This window comes from Comamonas sp. 23 (genome assembly GCF_049601575.1).
Classification (GTDB): Bacteria; Pseudomonadota; Gammaproteobacteria; order Burkholderiales; family Burkholderiaceae_C; genus Comamonas; species Comamonas squillarum.
The window spans coordinates 123,703-146,360 of the sequence record NZ_CP187127.1 but is presented as its reverse complement, the minus strand read 5'-3'; the positions used below and the strand labels follow the sequence as shown (position 1 = coordinate 146,360).

19 protein-coding genes are annotated in these 22,658 nt (G+C 64.8%); 12 read left to right on the top strand and 7 right to left on the bottom strand.

Going from position 1 to position 22,658, the window contains the following annotated elements; genetic code table 11:
- The first annotated feature begins 4 nt into the window (after positions 1-4).
- Together ACPEE1_RS00565 and ACPEE1_RS00560 are read left to right on the top strand one after the other, a co-directional pair.
- Entirely contained in the window at positions 5-1,522 is a 1,518-nt protein-coding gene (locus ACPEE1_RS00565; RefSeq protein ID WP_423934942.1) for a CoA-acylating methylmalonate-semialdehyde dehydrogenase, read from the top strand.
- Positions 1,523-1,612: 90 nt separating this feature from the next.
- Positions 1,613-2,545, top strand: coding sequence for an IclR family transcriptional regulator (locus ACPEE1_RS00560; RefSeq protein ID WP_423934941.1), 933 nt, complete (start codon positions 1,613-1,615; stop codon positions 2,543-2,545).
- A 60-nt stretch (positions 2,546-2,605) separates the two neighbouring features.
- Here ACPEE1_RS00560 and ACPEE1_RS00555 read toward each other — a convergent pair whose 3' ends face one another.
- Positions 2,606-3,859, bottom strand: coding sequence for a Zn-dependent hydrolase (locus tag ACPEE1_RS00555; protein WP_116925394.1), 1,254 nt, complete (start codon positions 3,857-3,859; stop codon positions 2,606-2,608).
- A gap of 162 nt (positions 3,860-4,021) precedes the next feature.
- Here ACPEE1_RS00555 and ACPEE1_RS00550 point away from each other — a divergent pair, with 162 nt between their 5' ends.
- The 6 genes from ACPEE1_RS00550 to ACPEE1_RS00525 all read left to right on the top strand — a co-directional run bounded on the left by ACPEE1_RS00550 (position 4,022) and on the right by ACPEE1_RS00525 (position 11,010).
- A complete protein-coding gene (locus ACPEE1_RS00550; RefSeq protein WP_260718581.1) occupies positions 4,022-5,692 on the top strand; it encodes an ABC transporter substrate-binding protein in 1,671 nt (556 codons plus the stop codon).
- A 126-nt stretch (positions 5,693-5,818) separates the two neighbouring features.
- Positions 5,819-6,769, top strand: coding sequence for an ABC transporter permease (locus ACPEE1_RS00545; RefSeq protein WP_021024900.1), 951 nt, complete (start codon positions 5,819-5,821; stop codon positions 6,767-6,769).
- 27 nt (positions 6,770-6,796) lie between these two features.
- On the top strand, positions 6,797-7,699 hold the full coding sequence (locus tag ACPEE1_RS00540) for an ABC transporter permease (RefSeq protein ID WP_116925396.1): 903 nt from the start codon (positions 6,797-6,799) through the stop codon (positions 7,697-7,699).
- Between the two features lie 3 nt (positions 7,700-7,702).
- The gene (locus tag ACPEE1_RS00535) at positions 7,703-8,752 is read left to right on the top strand and encodes an ABC transporter ATP-binding protein (protein WP_116925397.1); all 1,050 of its coding nucleotides are present in this window, start codon (positions 7,703-7,705) and stop codon (positions 8,750-8,752) included.
- 15 nt (positions 8,753-8,767) lie between these two features.
- The gene (locus ACPEE1_RS00530) at positions 8,768-9,784 is read left to right on the top strand and encodes an ABC transporter ATP-binding protein (protein ID WP_116925398.1); all 1,017 of its coding nucleotides are present in this window, start codon (positions 8,768-8,770) and stop codon (positions 9,782-9,784) included.
- Positions 9,785-9,825: 41 nt separating this feature from the next.
- Positions 9,826-11,010 (top strand): amidase, encoded by a 1,185-nt coding sequence (locus ACPEE1_RS00525; protein ID WP_116925399.1) that lies wholly within the window; start codon positions 9,826-9,828, stop codon positions 11,008-11,010.
- Positions 11,011-11,014: 4 nt separating this feature from the next.
- On the opposite strand, the gene ACPEE1_RS00520 is transcribed toward ACPEE1_RS00525, so the two are convergent.
- From ACPEE1_RS00520 to ACPEE1_RS00510, 3 genes are all read right to left on the bottom strand, one after another.
- On the bottom strand, positions 11,015-11,551 hold the full coding sequence (locus tag ACPEE1_RS00520; RefSeq protein ID WP_116925400.1) for an ureidoglycolate lyase: 537 nt from the start codon (positions 11,549-11,551) through the stop codon (positions 11,015-11,017).
- A 61-nt stretch (positions 11,552-11,612) separates the two neighbouring features.
- Positions 11,613-11,984 carry a hypothetical protein gene (locus ACPEE1_RS00515; protein ID WP_116925401.1) on the bottom strand — a complete coding sequence of 124 codons (372 nt, stop codon included), beginning with the start codon at positions 11,982-11,984 and terminating at the stop codon, positions 11,613-11,615.
- Between the two features lie 81 nt (positions 11,985-12,065).
- Entirely contained in the window at positions 12,066-12,698 is a 633-nt protein-coding gene (locus ACPEE1_RS00510) for a hypothetical protein (RefSeq protein ID WP_116925402.1), read from the bottom strand.
- Positions 12,699-13,019: 321 nt separating this feature from the next.
- On the opposite strand from ACPEE1_RS00510, the gene ACPEE1_RS00505 reads away from it, so the two are divergent.
- The 3 genes from ACPEE1_RS00505 (at position 13,020) to ACPEE1_RS00495 (ending at position 16,469) form a co-directional block, all read left to right on the top strand.
- Positions 13,020-15,332, top strand: coding sequence for an NADP-dependent malic enzyme (locus ACPEE1_RS00505; RefSeq protein WP_116925520.1), 2,313 nt, complete (start codon positions 13,020-13,022; stop codon positions 15,330-15,332).
- A 165-nt stretch (positions 15,333-15,497) separates the two neighbouring features.
- Complete coding sequence (locus ACPEE1_RS00500; RefSeq protein ID WP_182344436.1) at positions 15,498-15,908, top strand: ribonuclease domain-containing protein; 411 nt, start codon at positions 15,498-15,500, stop codon at positions 15,906-15,908.
- A 135-nt stretch (positions 15,909-16,043) separates the two neighbouring features.
- Entirely contained in the window at positions 16,044-16,469 is a 426-nt protein-coding gene (locus ACPEE1_RS00495) for a barstar family protein (RefSeq protein ID WP_027010748.1), read from the top strand.
- A gap of 73 nt (positions 16,470-16,542) precedes the next feature.
- Here ACPEE1_RS00495 and rsmA read toward each other — a convergent pair whose 3' ends face one another.
- The 3 genes from rsmA to ACPEE1_RS00480 all read right to left on the bottom strand — a co-directional run bounded on the left by rsmA (position 16,543) and on the right by ACPEE1_RS00480 (position 21,349).
- Positions 16,543-17,322 (bottom strand): 16S rRNA (adenine(1518)-N(6)/adenine(1519)-N(6))-dimethyltransferase RsmA, encoded by a 780-nt coding sequence (gene rsmA, locus ACPEE1_RS00490; protein WP_116925404.1) that lies wholly within the window; start codon positions 17,320-17,322, stop codon positions 16,543-16,545.
- A 119-nt stretch (positions 17,323-17,441) separates the two neighbouring features.
- Positions 17,442-18,869 (bottom strand): peptidylprolyl isomerase, encoded by a 1,428-nt coding sequence (locus ACPEE1_RS00485; protein ID WP_182344438.1) that lies wholly within the window; start codon positions 18,867-18,869, stop codon positions 17,442-17,444.
- A 14-nt stretch (positions 18,870-18,883) separates the two neighbouring features.
- Positions 18,884-21,349: an LPS-assembly protein LptD gene (locus ACPEE1_RS00480; protein ID WP_409935121.1), complete on the bottom strand. Its 2,466-nt coding sequence runs from the start codon at positions 21,347-21,349 to the stop codon at positions 18,884-18,886.
- Between the two features lie 123 nt (positions 21,350-21,472).
- On the opposite strand from ACPEE1_RS00480, the gene ACPEE1_RS00475 reads away from it, so the two are divergent.
- Positions 21,473-22,618, top strand: a complete 1,146-nt coding sequence (locus ACPEE1_RS00475; RefSeq protein WP_116925406.1) for an aminoglycoside phosphotransferase family protein — start codon at positions 21,473-21,475, stop codon at positions 22,616-22,618.
- Positions 22,619-22,658: the final 40 nt, after the last annotated feature.

The following is a 22,658-nucleotide window of genomic DNA, read 5'->3' as shown; positions in this document are numbered from 1 at the left end:
TTTGATGAACCACGACAAGAATGTGACGGCCACCGTAGGCCATTTGATCGACGGCAAGATCGTGCACGATGGCGGCCGCACGCAGCCGGTGTTCAACCCGGCAACGGGCCAATCGACGGTGAGCGTGGAGCTGGCCAGCAAGGCGACGGTGGAGGCCGCGATTGCCTCTGGCGAAAAGGCCTTCCCCGCCTGGCGCAATACGCCGCCGCTCAAGCGCGCGCGCATCATGGGCCAGCTCAAGGTGCTGCTGGAGCAGAACGCCGACAAGATCGCCGCGATGATCACCGCCGAGCACGGCAAGGTGCTGGCCGATGCGCATGGCGAGCTGCAACGCGGTATCGAAAACGTGGAGTTCGCCAGCTACGCGCCCGAGCTGCTCAAGGGCGAGCACAGCCGCAATGTGGGCCCCAATATCGACAGCTGGAGCGAGTTCCAGGCGCTGGGTGTGACGGCGGGCATCACGCCCTTCAACTTCCCCGCGATGGTGCCTTTGTGGATGTGGCCCATGGCCGTGGCCTGCGGCAATACCTTTGTGCTCAAGCCCTCCGAGCGCGACCCGACCAGCGCGCTCTTCATTGCCCAGCTGGCGCAAGAGGCCGGCCTGCCACCGGGCGTGCTCAATGTCGTCAATGGCGACAAGGAAGCGGTCGATACCTTGCTGAAGGACCCGCGCGTCAAGGCAGTGAGCTTTGTCGGATCGACGCCGATTGCCGAGTACATCTATGGCGAAGGCTGCAAGAGCGGCAAGCGCGTGCAGGCGCTGGGTGGTGCCAAGAACCATGCGGTGGTGATGCCCGATGCCGACATCAGCAACGCCGTAACCGCGATGATGGGCGCCGCCTACGGCAGCTGCGGCGAGCGCTGCATGGCCGTGCCGCTGGTGGTGGCCGTGGGCGACGAGGTGGCCGAGCAGATGATTGCAGGCCTGAGCGCCGAGATCGCCAAGATGAAGGTGGGCCCGGGCACCGACAACGGCAATGACATGGGTCCGCTGATCACCAAGCCGCATTTCGAGAAGGTCAAGGCCTATGTGGACAGCGGTGTGCAAGAGGGCGCCAAGCTGCTGATCGACGGCCGCAGCCTGCAGGTGGCAGGTCACGAGGAAGGCTACTTCATGGGCCCCTGCCTCTTCGACAACGTGCGCCCCGGCATGAAGATCTACCAGGAAGAGATCTTTGGTCCGGTGCTGGGCATTGTGCGGGTCAAGACCTTGCAAGAGGCGATGGACCTGATCAACGCGCACGAGTACGGCAACGGCACCTGCATCTTCACCCGCGATGGCGAAGCAGCCCGCTATTTCAGCGACCATATTCTGGTGGGCATGGTTGGCATCAATGTGCCGCTGCCCGTGCCTGTCGCCTACCACTCGTTTGGCGGCTGGAAGCGCAGCCTGTTTGGGGACCTGCACGCCTATGGGCCGGATGCCGTGCGCTTCTACACCAAGCGCAAGACCATCACCCAGCGCTGGCCCAGCGCCGGTGTGCGCGACGGCGCGGTGTTCAGCTTCCCGAGCAGCCGCTAAACCCTGGATGCAGCCGCCCCGCGAAGGGCCAGGCTGCAAGTTGGTGCGTTTCTTGCGAAGGCTGAGGCCTTTGCCCCCAGCCTTTGCACCATGCGCACCAGCACCGCCCACCGCCGATCGTCGGACACCGCCGCTTCAGCTGAAGCCGCAGCCCGCAGTACCTCCCCCAGCACGCCACCGGCATACTCACCGGTGGCGGCTTTGTCTGCGGCTGTGCCCGCACCGAATCCCACGCCGGTGCCCGCGTCCGATCTCCCATCCGACAGCCTGTTCAACCTCTCGCTGGCCAAGGGCCTGCAGGTGCTGTGTGCCTTCAACGCCGCGCACCGCAGCATGACCCTGGCCGAGATTGCGCAGGCCGCAGGCATGACCAAGGCTTCGGCGCAGCGCTCGGTGCATACCTTGCAGGCGCTGGGCTATATCGGCAAGCACCCGAGCACGCGGCGCTTTGTGCTGCTGCCGCGCGTGGTGGAGCTGGGCTTCAACTACCTGGAGGCGCACCCGATGATCAGCGCCGCCCACACCTATCTGGCGCAGCTGGCGCGGCAAAGCGGCGAGACGGCGACCCTGTCCGAGCCGGCGGGCACGCACATGGTCTACCTGGCCCAGGTGCTGACGACGCAGCACATCCCCGTGCTGACACCGGTGGGCACCCAGGTGCCGCTGTATGCCAGCAGCTGCGGGCGCGCCTACCTGAGCCAGCTGCCTGCGCCAGAGGCGCGCGCACTGCTGCAGCAGGCCCCGATGCCCGCGCGCACCCGCGCCACCTTGACGACGGTGGATGCCGTCATGGAGCGCCTGGCGCTGTGCCAGCAAACGGGCTATGCCACCAACTGCGAAGAGCTGTTTCTGGGCGACATGGGCATTGCCGCGCCGGTCTTCAATGCACGCGGCGTGGTCGTGGGTGCCATCCACCTGGCGCCGCCCACCAGCCGCTGGAACATGGCCGATGCCCAGCAGGCGCTGGCGCCGCTGGTGATTGAATGCGCGCGGGCGGTGTCGCAGCTATTGCCGGCTGACTAAAAACGCGGAGCCCGAGCGCTCCACGTTCTTCTACCGCTTTGATGGCCTTTCAGCGCCGCATCAAGCCACGCCGGCATGCGCCAGCATCGCATGCAGCAGCACATTGCAGCCAGCGGCCAGGTGCTCGGACTTGGCGTCCTCGATCTCGTTGTGGCTGATGCCATCCTTGCAGGGCACAAAGATCATCGCGGTGGGCGCGACGCTGTGCACATAGACGGCGTCATGGCCGGCGCCGCTGACGACCTCCATGTGGTCATAGCCCAAGGTGTCGGCCGCGCCACGCACGCTGGCCACGCAGTCGGGGTGGAAGATGCAGGGCGCAAAGCGCACCACCTGATCGATGGCCACCTCGCACTGGCACTGGGCAGCGAGGCGCGCAAACTCGGTGCGCATGGCGGCGTCCATCGCATCCAGCCCGGTCTGCGAGAGGTTGCGAAAATCGACGCTGAACTTGACCTGGCCGGGGATCACATTGCGGGAGTTGGGCAGCACCTGCAGATGGCCGACGGTGCCGCGCCCGTGCGGCGCCTGGTCCAGCGCAATGCGGTTGACGGCATCGACCATGCGGGCTGCGGCCAGCATCGCGTCATGGCGCAGGTCCATCGGCGTGGGGCCGGCATGGGCGTCCATGCCAGTGACGGTCACGTCATACCACTGCTGGCCCAGCGCGCCGCTGACGATGCCAATCGGCTTGTCATAGGCTTCCAGCACCGGGCCTTGCTCGATATGCGCTTCAAAGTAAGCGGCAAACGCGCCACCGGGCACATCACCGCAGGCCACATCGCCCAGGTAGCCGATGCGGGCGAGCTCAGCGCCGACGGTAATGCCTGCACCATCTTGTTGCGAGCGGATGTGGTCTGCACCAAAAATTCCCGCAAATGCACCAGAGCCCATCATCACCGGCGTGAAGCGCGTGCCCTCCTCGTTCATCCAGAAGGCCACTTCCAGCGGCGCAACGGTCTGGATGCCATGGCTGTTGAGCGTGCGCATCACCTCCAGCCCGGCGAGCACGCCGTAGTTGCCATCGAACTTGCCTCCGGTGGGCTGGGTGTCGATATGGCTGCCGGTGGCCACGGCGCGTGCCTGCGGATCGGTGCCGGGGCGGCGGCCAAACACATTGCCCACTTCGTCCACACGCACCTGCAGGCCTGCGTCGCGGAACCACTGCACCACCTGGTCGCGGCCGGCCTTGTCCTCGTCGGTCAAGGCGATGCGGCAGACACCGCCCTTGGGCGTGGCCCCTATCTGGGCGAGGTCCATCAGCGATTGCCAGAGGCGGTTTTCATCAATGCGCAGGTGGTCTATTGGGGTCATGCGGGTACTCCTGGGTTGAGGCGAACAATGCGCAGAGCGTTCGCATAAAGCATGCCAAAAATATCGATGAATCAAACACTTGTATCGATTATCGATATGTGTGATGTGGCACGCAGCTTGCTTTGGACTTGTCATCCCCCCACTCCTTGGAAAGGTCCTGTGATGCAAGCGTCTTCCGGTTTCTCCGTCTTCCGTCCCGCGCTCAAAAGCCTGGCTCTGGCTGTCACCCTGGCGCTGGGCGCGGGAGCTGCCATGGCCCAGGAAAAGGTGCTGCGCATTGCGATGACTGCGGGCGATATCCCGCGCACCTCGGGCCAGCCCGACCAGGGTTTTGAGGGCAACCGTTTTACCGGCATCCCGATGTATGACGCGCTGACCCAGTGGGACCTGAGCAAGGCCGACAAGCCCAGCGAGCTGGTGCCGGGCCTGGCGCTGTCCTGGGAGGTCGATGCCAAGGACAAGACCAAGTGGCTGTTCAAGCTGCGCCCCGGCGTCAAGTTCCACGATGGCAGCGCCTTCACGGCCGATGCCGTGGTCTGGAACGTGAACAAGGTGCTGGACAAGGAGGCCGAGCAGTTTGACCCGGCCCAGGTGGGCGTGACTGCCTCGCGCATGCCCACGCTCAAGTCGGCCAAGAAGATCGATGACCTGACCGTCGAGCTGACCACCAGCGAGCCCGATTCCTTCTTGCCGATCAACCTGAGCAATCTGTTCATGGCCTCGCCCGCGCACTGGGCCAAGAAGCTGGCTGCAGTGCCGGCCTCCGTCAGCGGCAAGGCCGAGCGCAGCAAGGCCGCCTGGACGGCGTTTGCCGCCGACCCCTCGGGCACCGGCCCCTTCAAGGGCGCACGCCTGGTGCCGCGCGAGCGCTTTGAGATGGTGAAGAATGCCAGCTACTGGGACCCCAAGCGTACGCCGACCATCGACAAGGTGGTGCTGCTGCCGCTGCCCGAGGCCAACTCACGCACTGCCGCGCTGATGAGCGGCCAGGTGGACTGGATTGAGGCGCCGGCGCCCGATGCGCTCGACGCGATCAAGGCGCGCGGCTTCAAGGTGTACTCCAACCTGCAGCCCCACATCTGGCCTTGGCAGTTTTCGTTTGTCGAGGGCTCACCCTGGCTGGACAAGCGCGTGCGCCATGCCGCCAATCTGTGTGTGGACCGCGCCAGCATGAAGCAGCTCTTGAATGGCCAGATGGAGCCGGCCACCGGCATCTTTGAGCCCGGCCACCCCTGGCGCGGCAGCCCCAGCTTCCAGATCAAGTACGACGTGAAGGCCGCCCAGGCGCTGATGACGCAGGCCGGTTTCAGCGCCAGCAAGCCGATCAAGGTGAAGATCCAGACCTCCGCGTCGGGCTCGGGCCAGATGCAGCCGTTGCCGATGAACGAGTTCATCCAGCAGAACCTCAAGGAATGCTTCTTTGATGTGGAGTTCGACGTGGTGGAGTGGAACACGCTGTTCTCCGGCTGGCGCCTGGGCGCCAAGGACCCGGGCGCCAACAAGGCCAGTGCGACCAATGTGACGGCCGCCACCATGGACCCCTTCTTTGCGATGGTGCGCTTTGTCAGCACCAAGTCCTTCCCGCCGCTGTCCAACAACTGGGGCTTCTACAGCAACAAGCAGGTGGACGCGGTGGTGGACAAGGCCCGCACCACCTTTGATGCCAAGGAGCGCGACAAGGCCCTGGCCGAGCTGCACACCCTGGTGGTCGATGAGTCGCCCTTCCTGTTTGTGGCCCACGATGTAGGCCCGCGCGCCATGTCGGCCAAGGTTGGCCATGTGGTGCAGCCGCAAAGCTGGTTCATCGATATCGCAACGATGACGATGAAGTAAGCCGGGCGTCCCCGGGCATGCAGACCGGTGCTGAGACATCGCTGCATGCCGGGCGCAGGCCGATGGCCCAACCCGCCAGTGCGACCCCGCATGGTCCGCTTCTCCCCCACGAACCTCTGATCCGCCATGCTTGCCTACCTGTTCAGACGCATTGTCTACACCCTGCCCATCATGCTGGGCGTGGCCCTGCTGTGCTTTGCCCTGGTGCATATCGCGCCCGGCGACCCTCTGGTGTCGGTCTTGCCCGCCGATGCATCGGCCGAGCTGCAGGCCCAGATGCGCGAGCTCTATGGCTTTAACCGGCCGCTGCCCGAGCAGTTTCTGCGCTGGGTCTGGCGCGCGCTGCAGGGCGATCTGGGCCAGTCGATTGCCACCAGCCGGCCGGTGACCACCGAGGTGATGGCCGCCGTGGTCAACACCTTGCGCCTGGCCGTGGTGGCGACCTTGATCGGCTTTGTGCTGGGCAGCCTGTTTGGCTTTGTGGCGGGCTATTTCCGCAACTCCTGGGTGGACCGCAGCTGCTCGATGCTGTCGATGCTGGGCGTCAGCGTGCCGCACTACTGGCTGGGCATGGTGATGGTGATCGTCTTCTCATCGCAGCTGATGTGGCTGCCCGCGACGGGCGCGGGGCCGGGTGGCTCGGGCGACTGGGCCTGGGACTGGGCGCATGTGCAGTTCATGATCCTGCCGGCCATCACCATGTCGGTGATCCCCATGGGCATCATTGCGCGCACGGTGCGGGCGCTGGTGGCTGAGCTGCTGGACCAGGAGTTCATCCTCGGCCTCAAGGCCAAGGGCCTGGGCCATCTGGGCATCTTCCGCCATGTGCTCAAAAATGCAGCGCCCACGGCGCTGGCGGTGATGGGCCTGCAGCTGGGCTACCTGCTGGGCGGCTCCATCCTGATCGAGACCGTGTTCTCCTGGCCGGGCACCGGCTTTTTGCTCAACCAGGCCATCTTCCAGCGCGATCTGCCGCTGCTGCAGGGCTCCATCCTGGTGCTGGCCGTTTTCTTTGTGCTGCTCAACCTCATCATCGACGTGGTGCAGACCTTGCTCGATCCCCGCATCGCCCGCTGAGCGCAGATTTCTGGAGGTTCCGTCCCCATGACCAGTCTTTCCCTTCCCGATGCAGCAGCGGCCCAGGTGCAGCCGCTGCCGGCCCAGCGCTCACGCGGCTATTGGTCCTCGGTGCTGCAGCGCCTGCTGCGCGACCCGGTGGCCATGGGCGCGGCCGCCGTCATTGTGCTGCTGATTGTGGTGGCGGCGCTGGCGCCCTGGATCACGCCGTCCGACCCCTACCTGGCCTCCATGCTCAAGCGGCTCAAGCCCATCGGCACCGCGGGCCTGCCACTGGGCAGCGATGAGCTGGGCCGCGACATGCTCTCGCGCCTGATGATGGGTGCACGCCTGTCGCTGTTCATGGGCATCACCCCGGTGCTGTTGGCCTTTGTGATTGGCACGGGTATCGGCATTGTGGCCGGCTACGCGGGGGGGCGCACCAACACGGTGATCATGCGCACCATCGATGTGTTCTATGCCTTCCCCTCGGTGCTGCTGGCCATTGCGCTGTCGGGTGCGCTGGGCGCGGGCATCTTCAACTCGCTGGTGTCGCTGACGATTGTCTTTATCCCGCAGATCGCCCGCGTGGCCGAGAGCGTGACGGCCCAGGCCCGCAACCGCGACTATGTGGAGGCCGCGCGCGCCACCGGGGCCAGCGCCTTCACCATCGTGCGCGTGCATGTGCTGGGCAATGTGCTGGGCCCCATCTTTGTCTACGCCACCAGCCTGATTGCGGTGTCGATGATCCTGGCCTCGGGCCTGTCGTTTCTGGGCCTGGGTGTGAAGCCGCCCGAGCCCGAATGGGGCCTGATGCTCAACACCTTGCGCACGGCGATCTACACCCAGCCCTGGGTGGCGGCCTTGCCGGGGCTGATGATCTTCATCACCTCCATCTCCTTCAATCTGCTCTCCGATGGCCTGCGCACGGCCATGGACAACAAGGGGTAAGCCATGCTCCAGCCTTCTTCTCTGAACCCGGCTGCCACCCTGGCCGCCGATGTGGGTGGCCCGGCCCAGCCGCTGCTGACGGTGCGCGGGTTGACCAAGCATTTCCCGCTCAAGCAAGGCAAGCTGGTGCGCGCGGTCGATGGTGTCGATTTCGAGGTGCTCAAGGGCGAGACCCTGGGCGTGGTGGGCGAGTCCGGTTGCGGCAAGTCGACCACGGCGCGCCTGTTGATGCACCTGATGGACCCGACCGCCGGCGAGCTGGTGTTCGATGGCCGCACGGTGGGCTCGCGGGATTTGAGCCTCAAGGAGTTTCGCCGCCAGGTGCAGATGGTTTTCCAGGACAGCTATGCCTCGCTCAACCCGCGCCTGACCATCGAGGACTCGATCGCCTTTGGCCCGCAGGTGCATGGCGTCTCGCGCAAGGAGGCGGTCGCCCGCGCGCACCATTTGATGGACCGGGTGGGCCTGGCGCCGGCCCGCTTTGCGGAGCGCTACCCGCATGAGCTCTCGGGCGGCCAGCGCCAGCGCATCAACATTGCGCGCGCGCTGGCCTTGCAGCCGCGCATGGTGATCCTGGACGAGGCGGTCTCGGCGCTCGACAAATCGGTGGAGGCCCAGGTGCTGAACCTGCTGGCTGATCTGAAGCGCGAGTTTGGCCTGACCTATGTCTTCATCAGCCATGACCTGGGCGTCGTGCACTACATCAGCGACCGGGTGATGGTGATGTACCTCGGCCAGGTGGCCGAGATCGGCCCGTCGGATGCGCTATTTGCCGCGCCGGCCCACCCCTACACCAAGGCCTTGCTGTCGTCGGTGCCGTCGATGGACCCGAGCCACCGCACCCTGGTGGCCCCGCTGGCTGGTGACCCGCCCAACCCCATCAACCCGCCCACGGGTTGCCGCTTTCACCCGCGCTGCCCCCTGGCGGCGCCGGTCTGCGCCCAGGCCGCGCCGGCCGTCACCCCGGTGCAGCTGCACCATGCCGCGCGCTGCCTGGTGCATGAGCCTGGCAGTGGCCACCCCCTGGCCGCCGCTGCTGCGCTGGCCGCCTGAACCCGGAGCACCACGATGAACACAGCCTCTCCTCCCCTGGTCCAGATCCAGGACCTGAATGTGCAGTTTGCCAGCGGCAAGAAAGTGGTCCAGGCCGTCAGCGGCGTGAGCCTGTCGGTCGCCAAGGGCGAAGCGGTGGCGCTGATTGGCGAATCGGGATCGGGCAAGAGCGTGACCCTGCGCAGCCTGCTGCGCCTGCACCCCGAGCGCAAGACCACGATGAAGGGCCAGATCCGGGTCGCCGGCCAGGATGTGCTGGCGCTGCGCGGCGGTGCGCTCAACGACTTTCGCGGCAAGACCTGCGCGATGATTTTTCAGGACCCCTTGCTGGCGCTGGACCCGGTCTACCCGGTGGGCGCGCAGATTGTCGAAGCCATACGCCGGCACGAGCGCGTGAGCCAGAGCGAGGCGCAGCAGCGCGCGCTGGCGCTGTTCGAGCGGGTGCGCATTCCCAGCCCGGAGCAGCGCCTCAAGGCCTATCCGCATGAGATGTCGGGCGGCATGCGCCAGCGGGCGATGATTGCGCTGGCCCTGGCCTGCAACCCGCAGGTGCTGCTGGCCGACGAGCCCACCACCGCCCTCGATGCCACCGTGCAGATCCAGATCCTGTTGCTGCTGCGCGAGCTGCAGCGTGAGCTGGGCCTGGGCATTGTGTTTGTGACCCACGACATTGGCGCGGCGGTGGAAGTGGCCGACCGCATTGCGGTGATGTACGCGGGCCGCATCGTCGAAGAGGGCACAGCCGAGCAGCTGATCCGCAGCCCGCGCCACCCCTACACCATGGCCTTGCTGCAAAGCCGATCCCATGGCGCTATGGAGCGCGGCCAGCCGCTGCAGACCATTGCTGGCGCGCCGCCCGATCTGACCGCCATCCCGCCGGGCTGCGCCTTTGCACCGCGCTGCAAGCTGGCCACGGCCGCCTGCCTGCAAGCGGTGCCGGAGCCGGTCACGCTGGCGCCTGGCCATATGGCGCGCTGCGTGCACACTGCAACGGCGGCAGCCTTTGCGCCCAACGTGCTGGCCGCTGCTTAGGCCCCTGCATTTCTATTTTTTTGCCCAGGACTGACCCCACCATGCCCTTGCACGACCCTGCCCATGCCTTTGTTCCCTACCCCGATGTGCCGGTGCGCCATGCCGCCACCGGCCCGCTCAGCGGCCTGTACTTTGGGGTGAAGGACCTGTTCGACATTGCCGGCTATCCCACGGGGGGCGGCAACCCGCTGCTGCTGGCCCTGTCCGGCATCAAGACGCAGACGGCGCCCACGGTGCAAAAGCTGCTCGATGCCGGCGCGGCGTTGGCGGGCAAGACGGTGACCGATGAGCTGGCGTTCTCGATGAATGGCAACAACGCCCACTTTGGCGCGCCGATCAATGGCAACGCGCCCGCGCGCATCACCGGCGGTTCGTCATCGGGCTCAGCCTCGGCGGTATCGAGCCGGCTGTGCGACTTTGCGCTGGGCACGGACACGGGCGGCTCGGTGCGTGCGCCGGCCAGCCACTGCGGCCTGTACGGCATACGGCCCACGCATGGCCGGGTGAGCCTGGAGTCAGCCCTGGCGCTGTGCCACAGCCTGGATACCTGCGGCTGGTTGGCCCGCGATGCCCACACCTTTGCCCGCGTGGCCGATGTGCTGCTGGCGCCCGACACGACGCTGCTGCCGGCCCGCCCACGCCTGCTGATGCCCAGCGACGTCTGGGGCCTGGTGGACAGCGCCGTGCGCCCGGCCTGGGATGGCGCGCTGCAGCAGATCACACAGCTGCTGGGCAGCGCGCAGGATTGCAATGCGGTGCTCGATTCTTTCGACGCGATGTACTGGAGCTTTCGCTATATCCAGGGGCGCGAAGCCTGGATGACCGATGGCGCCTTTATCAGCCGCTATGCGCCGGTGCTGGGCCCGGGCGTGAAGGAGCGCTTTGACTGGTCGAGCAATGTGAGCGATGCCCAGGTGCAGGAGGCCGAGCAGTTCCGTGCGCGCTTCCGCCAGCATCTGGCCGATCTGCTGGGCAGCGATGGCGTGCTGGTGATGCCGACCATGCCCGATATTGCGCCACTGCGCAGCGCCGATGAGGTATCGCTGGAGGCCTACCGCAACCAGGCGGTGCAGATGCTGTGCCTGGCGGGCTTGGCGGGTTTTCCGCAGATCTCGCTGCCGCTGGCCAGCCGCGACGGCGCGCCCTTGGGGATCTCGCTGCTGGGCCCGGCAGGCACGGACCGCAGCTTGATCGCGATTGCGCAGCAGCTGGCGGCTGCGGTGTAAGTGATTAAGCGAGATCGGCGGGCAGGCGGACCTGCAGCGGCGCGCTGATTGCTTCGCAGCGGCAGTCCAGCGCATCGGCGCGCCGCTCGATGACGGCGAAATCACCGCCCTCGACGGCGAGCAAGGCATGGTGCCAGGTGCCGGGTGCCAGCACGATGCCCTGGCGGCCATCGGTGACAAAGGCCTGCATGTCGTCAGCCTTGGGGGCGGGGCCGGCAGCGGCCACCACCACGACAAAGCGCTGGGTGCCCAGTGGCACAAAGCTCTGGCTGCCCAGTGCATGGCATTCGACCTCGGTCACCGCCAGCGGAAACTGCCGCGCCTGCGCGCGAAACAGCGCCAGCATCGGCCAGCCGCCTTGCGCCGTCAGCTGCAGATCGGGCAGCAGGTCATAGCGCAGCGCATTGCCCTGGTTGATGGACTGGCTGGGCAGGCTGGGGTCGGCCAGGCCAATCACGGTGCCAAAGGCCGAGAAGTTGTGCGCGGTCAGAGGCCGCGCCTCCAGAACCAGCGCAGCGGGGTGGGTGTTGGAGGTCGTCATGGCCAGCTAGCTAGCAAGGACGGTGCCTGATTGGCGATGCGGCACCCGCGCCGCAGACCGGTCAAGGCTTGCCATCGGCTTCGTGCTGCGCGCCCTTGCTGTCGGTGATGACGGCGCCCATGCCGGCCGAGGGGTTCACGCTGCCGCCTTCTGCCGTGGTGCCGCCGTTGGAGGTCTTGGGGTCATCGGCAGAAGCCAGTGGCACCGCAGGGGGGAGCGGATCGTGTTTGTCGGCCTTGGCGGGGGGCAGCACCGAGTGGCTGTCGGTGATGGGCGCGTTGAACAGCGGCTTGTCGGGCAAGGGCTGGCGCGAAGCCGCTACCGTGCCGGAGATAGGCTGCATGGGCCCGGGGCGTTCGTCACAGGCGCTCAGCAGGCTGGCAGTGGCAACGACGGCTGCCAGGGCGGCAAGTCGGGTTGGAATGGCTGGCATGGGCTTTTCCCTGTAGTGGTACTGGTAACACCGACATTGTCGCCGCAGGCCGGGCGCCCAGGTGTCAGCCAATCACGGCAATCAGCGCTCGCCCAGCAGCGCCAGATAGGCATTGCGCGTCTCGGGCGAGACGCTCTGTATAACCTGCTCATAGGTGGTCTGGTTGCGCAGCTGCATGCGCGCCGAGGCCACGGCCTTGGATTTGCAGTACCAGTGGCAGGTGTGCTGCATCAGATACATCTCGGCCAGCAGCGTAAAGGCGCGGTCCTTGGGGCTGCGGCCGGCGGTGTTGGCCACTACGCGTGCAATGCCATCGGCATGCAGGCGGATGGCGGTGCGCAGGTCAAAGGACCTGCTGCCGCCCTGGAGCTTGTCGATCAGCTGCGAGAAGGGGAAGTAAAAGCTTTGGGTGCTGATCTTGAACGTGGCACCATTGGCCGGCTCGGGCGCCTTGGCCAAGGTGTCGGCAAAGCTGCTGAACTGGCTGGCCAGGCTGTTTTCCACCGATGCCTGCAGCTCCCAGATTTGCTGCTGGCGGTTGCTGTCTTTCTCGTCCAGCGCCCGCATGTAGCTGCTGACCAGGCGCTCCATCAGCTTTTCGATGTCGTAATTACGCAAATATTGGGCCAGCAAGGCGATGCGCTGCTTTTGGGCCTTGGCGCGCAGCACATAGCTCACGCCCAGGATGAGAACGACCAGCAGCATTAAATCCATGACAAATGAGGCCTTGCAGGGCCTATATAGCGCAAACGTGAGCCATTGTAGACCTTGGCTTCCGCCGAGATGGGCGGGCTTTACGCAATGTATGCCTAAACTGGAAAAAGCTATACATCTTTTTCATAGTTCTAGACGGCGACTGGAATACTTGATTTTTAGCCTGCGCCTAGAATGGTGAGTGCCTTGTATACGATCCACAGCATTTGGCCGTGGGAAAATCGTTCTGGGCCCTTGGACATACTGTTGAGACATGCATGCAGATGGCAGCATGTTCCAGCTGTTTTTCGTAGTGAATGCTGCGTGATGCCGGAGACCGCCATGACTGAGAAGAATTCAACCCCCACTGCGGTGGACAAGCGTGCGCTGCTGCGCCAGTCCGCACTGGAGTACCACCAGTTTCCCCGCCCCGGCAAGGTGGCGATTGCCGCGACCAAGCCCATGGCCAACCAGCATGACCTGGCGCTGGCCTATTCGCCCGGCGTGGCTGCACCTTGCGAAGAAATCGTCAAGGATCCGGCAGCTGCCTTCAAGTACACCAGCCGTGGCAACCTGGTGGCCGTGATCTCCAACGGCACGGCTGTGCTGGGTCTGGGCGACATCGGCGCGCTGGCCTCCAAGCCGGTGATGGAAGGCAAGGGTGTTCTGTTCAAGAAATTTGCAGGTGTCGATGTTTTTGACATCGAAATCAACGAAAAAGACCCCCAGAAGCTGGTGGAAGTGATCGCCGCGCTGGAGCCCACCTTTGGCGCCGTAAATCTGGAAGACATCAAGGCGCCCGAGTGCTTCTATGTGGAGCGTGAACTGCGCAAGCGCATGAAGATCCCGGTCTTCCACGACGACCAGCACGGCACCGCGATCACTGTGGCAGCGGCCATGGTCAATGCGCTCAAGGTCGCAGGCAAGAAGATTGAAGAAGTGAAGCTGGTGGCCTCGGGGGCGGGCGCTGCAGCGCTTGCCTGCCTGAACCTGCTGCTGGAGATCGGCCTCAAGCGCGAAAACGTGATTGTCACCGACATCGTTGGCGTGGTCTACAAAGGCCGTACCGAGCTGATGGACGAAGATAAGGAGCTTTTCGCGCAAGAAACCGACAAGCGCACGTTGTCGCAGGTGATTGACGGCGCCGATGTGTTCCTGGGCCTGTCGGCGGGCGGCGTGCTCAAGCCCGACATGGTGCAGCGCATGGCTGCGCGCCCCATCATTTTTGCGCTGGCCAACCCCAATCCCGAGATCTCGCCCGAAGACGCCAAGGCGGTGCGCGACGACATCATCATGGCGACCGGCCGTTCGGACTACCCGAACCAGGTCAACAACGTGCTGTGCTTCCCCTATATCTTCCGGGGCGCGCTCGATTGCGGCGCGACGACGATCACCACCGAGATGGAAATCGCCACGGTGCACGCGATTGCCGACCTGGCCCAGGCCGAGCAGACCGAAGAGGTCGCCAATGCCTATGCCGGCCAGGACCTGTCCTTTGGCCCCGAGTACCTGATCCCCAAGCCGTTTGACCCGCGCCTGATGATGAAGATTGCGCCCGCTGTGGCGCAGGCGGCAGCGGAATGCGGCGTGGCCGAGCGTCCGATCCAGGACATGGATGCTTACCGCGAGCACCTGCAGACTTTTGTCTACGCCTCCGGCACCGCGATGAAGCCCATCTTCATGGCGGCCAAGCGCGCTGCGAAAAAGCGCATTGCCTACGCCGAAGGCGAGGAAGAGCGTATCCTGCGTGCGGCCCAGATCGTCGTGGACGAGCGTGTGGCGCGCCCCACCTTGATCGGCCGCCCGGCGATCATTGCCCAGCGCATCGAGAAGTTCGGCCTGCGCCTCAAGGAAGGCACGGACTACGATGTGGTCAACGTCGAGCATGACGACCGCTACCGCGATTTCTGGCAGTCCTACCACCGCATGGCCGAGCGCAAGGGCGTGACGGTGCCGATCGCCAAGATCGAAATGCGCCGCCGCCTGACCCTGATTGGCTGCATGCTGCTGCACAAGGGCGAGGTCGATGGCCTGATCTGCGGCACCTGGAACAACACCGCCATCCACCTGCACTACATCGACCAGGTGATTGGCAAGCGCGCCGGCACGGCGACCTACGCCTGCATGAACGGCCTGCTGCTGCCCGAGCGCCAGGTCTTCCTGGTCGACACCCATGTGAACTACGACCCGACGGCCGAGCAGCTCGCCGAGATCACGATCATGGCGGCCGAGGAGATGATGCGCTTTGGTATCAAGCCCAAGGCCGCGCTGCTGTCGCACTCGAACTTTGGCTCCAGCAACCAGCCCAGCGCCATCAAGATGCGCCAGACGCTGGAGCTGCTGCGCATCCAGGCGCCCTGGCTGGAAGTGGATGGCGAGATGCACGGCGATGTGGCGCTGGACCAGAAGCAACGCGCCAGCATCATGCCCGAGAGCCCGCTGGTAGGTAACGCCAATCTGCTGGTGCTGCCCAACATTGATGCGGCCAATATCAGCTACAACCTGCTCAAAACGGCCGCTGGCGGCAATATCGCCATTGGCCCGATTCTGCTGGGCGCCGCGCAACCGGTGCATATTTTGACCCCCAGCGCCACGGTGCGCCGCATTGTCAACATGACGGCTGTTGCGGTAGCGGACGCGAATTTTGCGCGCTGATAAAGATATTTACAGCGCATTTGGCTTGAGTCTGCCACGCTTGCAGCTGTAAAATACTGAGAAGCCTGCTCAAATTTTGGGCAGGCTTCTTGCATTTTGGGGGGCAATCCGTCACACTGACCGGCTGAACTTTCGGTGCGCCCGCAGTTCTGAAAGGTGTTGTCGATGCTCAAAGCATGGGGTTTTCTGGCCCGCTCGTCTGTGAAGGCTGGTGTGCTCGCTGCGGTCATGGCTGCGCTGCCGCCTGGGGTTCAGGCCCGAGGCAGCGGGCTTTCCGCATTCGATGGGCCGGTCGTGGCTGTGGCCGAATTGCCGCCACAAGGCCGCAAAACCTATGCATTGATCTTCGAGGGCGGCCCTTTTCCTTATGACAAGGACGGCTCGGTATTTGGTAACCGTGAACGCAACCTGCCCAGGCACCCGCGTGGTTACTACCGGGAATACACCGTCAAGACACCCGGCTCCCGTGATCGGGGGGCGCGTCGCATTATTTGTGGCGGTCAGGTCGCCACAATGCCCGATACTTGCTACTACACCCAGGATCACTACAGCAGCTTTCGGCGTATTGTGAATTAGCCAGTCAGATTCCTCCTATGTCGCTTTTCCGCAAGAGATGTCTTGCGCAGAGTGATGTGCTAAGTCAACAATGCCCAATGAGCCCCAGGGATGGGGTGTGGTTTTTAAAAAATGCTAATGGAAAGAGCAACGGAGATGGACACTCCACTTCGTCAGGTACAAGATACATCGCTGCGTTTTGTGCGTCCCAACATCGTGCAGGCCATTCGTGCCTACCGGTTGGAAGACCTGCGCGACGCAGCCCAGAACCTGGGGCAGCACTTTTTGTACGCCAATCTGGCGCACGCCCTGTCCAAGGCCGATGTGCTCGAGTTGATTGGCATGCAGTTTTATTTTCCGTCGCACTACGGCAAGAACTTCGACGCGCTGTTCGACTGCCTGACCGACCCTTTGCACAAGAGTGGCCCCCAGCCCGGCTTTGTCGTGGTGCTGGACCAGATCCCGACTGCGATGAAGTTTGACCGCGAAGCGCGCGAGCAGCTGCTCGATGTGTTTCGCGATGCGGCCGAGTACTGGGCCGAGCGCAAGGTGCCTTTTCGCTGCTTTTACTCTTTCCTCTGATCGGCTTGCTGATGACCCAGAAAAAACGCCCGGCTTGCGCCGGGCGTTTTGCTTATGGGCGGGGCCCCAACGCTCAGGCCACCTTGGAAGCTGCTGAGAGGCTGGCAGCGGCCTGTTCGTATTCGGCCACCGGCACCTCTTCGGCGCGGCGCTGCAGGTCGAAGTTGCCGCTGTAGCCCTTTTCCTCCAGCCATTTGCCCAAGGTGTTGCGCAAGATCTTGCGGCGCTGGCTGAAGGCCACGCGCACCAGGTCTTCGAGCAGCTTGGCATCGAGCTGGGCGGGCTCGGCGCGCGGGACCATGCGCACGACGGCGCTGTCCACCTTGGGGGGCGGGTCAAAGCTCTCGGGCGGCACAAAGAGCACGTTCTCCATCGCATAGCGCCACTGCAGCATGACCGTCAGGCGCCCGTAGTCGGAGGTGGCGGGTGCAGCCACCATGCGGTCGATCACCTCTTTTTGCAGCATGAAGTGCTGGTCTTCGACCACATCGACCTGGTCGAGCAGGTGAAACAGGATGGGGCTGGAGATGTTGTAGGGCAGGTTGCCGGCCACGCGCAGCTTGTCCACGCCCAGGCGCTGGGCGAGGGCGCGGAAATCGACCTTCAGCACATCGGACTCGACCACATCGAGCTGCGGGTGCGTGCGCAGGCGCACGGCCAGATCGCGGTCGAGCTCAATGACGCTGAGCTTGCCCAGGCGCTCGACCAGCGGCTGGGTCAGCGCCATCAGGCCCGGGCCGATCTCCACCACCGTCTGGCCGGGCAGCGGGTGGATGGCGTCGACAATCGCGTCGATGACGGCGCGATCGGTCAGAAAGTTCTGGCCAAAGCGCTTGCGGGGAATGTGTTTCATGCAATGACAAAGCGGTGCGAAAGCACCGCTCTTGGAGTGGGCAGACCTGGGCCGATGATGACACCGCCGCAGCGCCACAGCGCCGGGCAGGGTCATCGCGCCCCAGGCCGCTGGATGGGTTACTGGGGCGGCTCGCGGTATTCCACGTAGGCCCGCGCACGGGCTTCCTGCGCCCAGGTGCTGAAGGCCTGCTCGAGCTTGTTCTCGCGCACGATGGAGCGCACCATGTCGCGCTGCTCGCGCTGGTTGAGCTTGGCTTCGCGGCGCTCGAGCAGCTGGATCAGGTGGATACCAAAGCGGCTGGCAATGGGCTGGCTGATCTCGCCGGGCTGCAGTGCGTTGAGCGCTTCTTCGAACTCCGGCACGAACTTGCGTGGGCTGGCCCAGCCCAGGTCGCCGCCTTCCTTGGCGCTGCCGTCTTCCGAGTAGCGCTTGGCCAGGTCTTCGAACGTGTCCTGCTTGGCCAGTACACGGCGGCGGTAGTCTTCGAGGCGCTCCACGGCCTGGGCTTCGCTCAGCTGGGGGCCGGGGCGCAGCAGGATGTGGCGGGCATGGCTTTGGGTGACGATGGCGGGCACCTCACCGCTGGTCTTCTCCAGCACCTTCAGGATGTGGAAGCCCGCAGGCGAGCGCACCGGGCCGGCAATGGCGCCCAGCGGGGTGGACTGTGTGGCCTTGACGAACAGCTCGGGGTAGCGGTCGGCCGGGCGCAGGCCCATGGCGCCGCCGCCCTTGCCGTCGGGCACATCGGAGAACTCGGCCACGGCGGCACCAAAGTCTTCGCCAGCGCGGATCTTGTCGGCCGCCTGCTGGGCCTTGGCCTGCAGCTGCTTGACCTGGTCGTCGCTGGCGTTTTCTGGCACGGTGATCAGGATGTGGCCCAGGTTGAGCTGGGTGGCGGCACTGGCCATGCCGGCCTTGGCCTTTTGCTCACGCAGGTACTGGTCGATGTCGAGGTCGCTCACGCGCACCTTGGAGTCCACCTCGGCCTCGCGCAGCTTCTGGATCACCAGCTGCTTTTTCAGATCGGCGCGGAACTGCGCTTCCGGAATGCCTTCGCTGGCCAGGCGGCGGCGCAGCTCGGGCATGGTCATGCTGTTTTGGCGCGCGACGGACTCTTCGGCCTGTTGCACGGCGAAGTTGTCCACCGTGATGTTGCGCTCGGCAGCCATCTGCAGCTGGATCTTCTGGCCGATCAGCATCTCCAGCGCCTGGCGGCGAGCGGTCTCGGCGGGCATGTTGTTGGCCTCGGCCTGGGCGCGCAGGCGTTCGTACTGCTGCTGCACTTCGACGTTGGTGACCGGCTCGGAATTGACGACCGCGACGATGAAGTCCGCAGAGCGCGGGGCATTGCTGCTGCGCTGGGCAACAGCGGCCGCCGGGATGGCCACCGAAGGAACGGCCGTCGGCGTGGCCAGGCCTGCGCCAGGGGCCCGCATGCGAGCCGATGCGCTGTCGCCGCTGGCCTTCATGCCTTGCGCTGCGCTGGCACCGGCCAGCAAAGCCAGGCTGCAGGCCACGCTCAAAGAGAGAATGCGTTGTTTCATGGTCAGGGAATGCTTCAATCGTAATTGCTGAAACGGCTGGGTACTGCAGCGCCGTTGCCGCTGGGCAGAGACTGGTAGCCGGGCACGTTTTCGCGCATGCTGGCCAGCGGGTCAGCGCCCAGGGTGAGTTTGGTCAGGCCGGTAAATTCCATCTGGAACAGCAGCTTGGTGTTGGACTGCACCAGCGAGTTCTGCAAGCGCTGCAGCACAATGCGGCTGCTCCAGCAGCATCCGGCGTATTCCACACCGACCACAGAGTCCACCAGTTTCTTGTCGCGCATGCTGTAGTTCAGGCGGCCCACAGTGTACCAGCGGCCTTCGCCCTTGGCTTTTTTGCCCCCGGAGCCAAAGATTTCATTGACTGGCCATTGCCAGCCCAGGTCCATCTGCTCGCTGTTCTGCGCCTGGTAGCGGTAGGCCAGTGCCAGCGTCTTGTAGTCGCCGGGCTTGTAGCGCGCCTGCATGGTCGAGCGCACCGAGCGGCCGCTGTCCGGGTTGAACTGCACCGTGGTGTCAAAGCCCCACTTGGGTGTCCAGTTGATGCCCGCGCCCAGCATGATGTCCGACCAGCGCTCTTCGACCGAGCTGGCATTGGGCATGACCACGCGCTGGTCCGAGAAGCGCAGGCGCTGGGCGATGCCAAAGCGCGCGGCCTCGGCGCCGGTCTCGGCATCGAGAAAGCGCGTGGTGGCGCCCACGGTCAGCATATTGTTGTCGGCAATGCGGTCATAGCCGCTGAACGAGTTCGAGCTGAAGATGGTCGCAAAGCTGAAGTCGTACGGCGCCGTGTCGTAGACCGGGATCATGCTCTGGTCGCGGTAGGGCGTGTAGGTGTAGAAGGCGCGCGGCTCCAGCGTCTGGATCAGGTTGCGGCCAAACAGGCGTGTGCTGCGCTCAAAGGTCAGGCCGCTGTCGAGGCTGACGGTGGGCACGGTGATGCTGGCGCTGCTGACGGTGGCCAGGCCCGAGTTGTCAAAGTTGTAGTGCCGGGTGTTGAGCATCAGCTTGGGCGTGATGTAGCCCTGCGGCGCAATGAAGGGGCGGCTCAGCTCGGCCTGGATATAGCCCCGGTCGGCATTGGGCTGGTTGAGCAGGCTGGTGTCGGCACGGAAGCGCGTGGCATCGGCCTCGATCGAGCCTTCCAGGCCCAGCGGCAGGTTCTGCGGCGTGTAGCGGTACTGCAGCTGGGGCATGCGGTCATACGGCGGCACGATCGGCGAGAGCGGGTCCTGCAGGGTCTGCCACTTCTGCGCGCGCAGCAGCAGGCTGTGGTCATCGCGCGACCAGCTGGCCGAGGCTTCGCTGTTGAGCAGGCGCTCGTTGAGCTTGTAGCTGTTGCCCTGGAAGTCGCGCCAGTAGTCCGAGTCGCTCACGCGCTTGGCGTTGATGTTTAGCCCCAGGCCGCCAATGGGCGTATCCAGGCTGCCATTGTGCATCCACAGCCAGGACCAGCGGTCGCGGTCGCGCAGGCGGTCGCCGGGCATGTAGAGGCCCGCCAGGGTGCCGCTGTAGGTCGGCTCCAGGTAGCGGAACTCGCCGCCCAGCGCCAGGCCGCGCTTGACCATGGCCGTCGGCGTGATCGTCGCATCGCGGTTGGGCGCAATGTTCCAGTAATAGGGCTGGGCGTAGGTGAAGCCGCTGTCACTGTCGAGCGACATCGTGGGCGGCAGCAGGCCCGATTTGCGCTTTTCCGACAGCGGAAAGCTCATCTTGGGGATGGGGATGATCGGCACGCCCTTGAATTCGAGCACGCCATTCTCGGCCACACCGACCTCTTCGAGGTTGTCGATGCTGATTTTTTCAGCACGGATGATCCAGTCGGGCTGCCAGCTGGCCTCGTCGTCGCGCTGGCAGGTGGTGTAGGTGCCATCATGCACGACCGAGCGCTCGCGGTCGATGAAATCCACGCGCGAGGCCACGCCATAGCCGTTGTTGGGCAGCAGGCGGTAGTTGGCGTCCTTGAAGAATCCCTCGTTCGAATCGAGCTGCATCTGCAGCTCGGTGCCGTCAAACACGCTGCCGGCGCGGTTGATGTGCACATTGCCATCGGCATAGGCGGTGTTGCTGGGCTCGTAAAAGCGCAGGCGGTCGGCGCGGATCATCGTGTCGGCGCGGCGCAGGCTGGCATTGCCGGTGACGGTGGTCATGTCCGCCGTCTGGCCGGTGAGCTCGTCGCCCTCGAGGTAGACCGGCATCTTGCCGCGCTGCTCGGAGCTCAGGCTCTCTTGCAGGCGGGGGCTGGCGCGCAGCACCAGGCCGGCGTCATCGCTGCCAGCGGGCGCCTGGGCCAGTACCAGCGCGGGCGATGCCCAGAGCATGGCCATGCACAGCCGGGCGATGGTGGTGGGGGAGAAGCTAAGGGGGGTGCGGGACAAGGTGCGGGGCGATGTGTTGGTGTTTGCGCGCGCGCGCAGCCCTGCGGCGGCGCCTGCAGGGCGGGGCGAGGCTGGCGCCACATCGGTTAAAGCGTGAATATCCATGGGAAATAGCCACTGGCCTGTGCATCTGCGGTGCATACATGCACACGGATCTGGATCTGGGGCCCAGCCGGGCGGCAGGGCTTTGTAGAATCTGCATTATCCATGAGCCAATCTATTTCCCCCATGTCTGACCCTATTGCTGCATCTTCTGTAGCACCCCAGCCTGACAGCGCCAAGCAATCTTTACAGGGCGTTACCCCAGTTGTGTGGGCAGATGCCACTCGCGCCGCGCAGTTTGCCCCCTGGCTGGCAGCGGTAGCGGCCCGCCATGGTCTGCGGCCCGAGAGCGTTCGCCTGGCGTCTGCCGATGCGAGCTTTCGCCGCTATTTGCGGGTGGACGACCTGCAGGGCGGCACGCGTATCATCATGGATGCGCCGCCGGACAAGGAAAACAGCGAACCCTTTGTGAAGGTGCAAGCGCTGCTGGCCGAGGCTGGCCTGAATGCCCCCCAGGTGCTGGACTGGGATGCCGCTCACGGCTTCATGCTGCTGTCCGATCTGGGCACGCAGACGGTGATCGAAAAGCTCCAGCCGCCCGATTCCCAGGCCGCCTACCAGTGGTACATGCAGGCGGTCGATATCTTGGTGGACTGGCAAAAGGCATCGCGCGAAGGCGTGCTGCCCGTTTATGACGAGGCCGTGCTGCGCCGCGAGCTGCAGCTGTTCCCTGACTGGTACATCGCCCAGCACCGCCAGGTGCAACTGAGCGACAAACAGCAGGCCGTGCTGCAAAACGCCTTTGACGCCATCGTGGCGCAGAACCTGTCGGTGCCACGCGTGTTTGTGCACCGTGACTTCATGATGCGCAACCTGATGGTGCCCCCCAGCGCCGGTGCGCCGCTGGGCGTGCTGGATTTCCAGGATGCGCTCTACGGCCCGATCACCTATGACATTGCCAGCCTGATGCGCGATGCCTTCATCAGCTGGGAAGAAGACTTTGTCGTGGACATCACCATCCGCTACTGGGAGAAGGCGCGCAAGGCTGGCCTGCTGGGCGCTGACAGCCCCTCGGGCTTTGGTGCCGATTTTGGTGACTTCTACCGCGCAGTCGAATGGATGGGCATCCAGCGCCACCTGAAAGTGGCTGGCATCTTTGCCCGCCTGACCTTGCGCGACGGCAAGCCGCGCTACCTGGCCGATGCACCGCGCTTTTTGCACTACATCCGCGCGACGGCCTCGCGCTACCGCGAGCTGGTGCCGCTGATGCGCCTGATCCATGAGGTCGAGGGCATCGAGGAGCAAGGCGGCTGGATGATGGGCCGGGGCTGAACCTCGTTGCTTCAATCTCTGCCCTTTCCTGCCATCCACT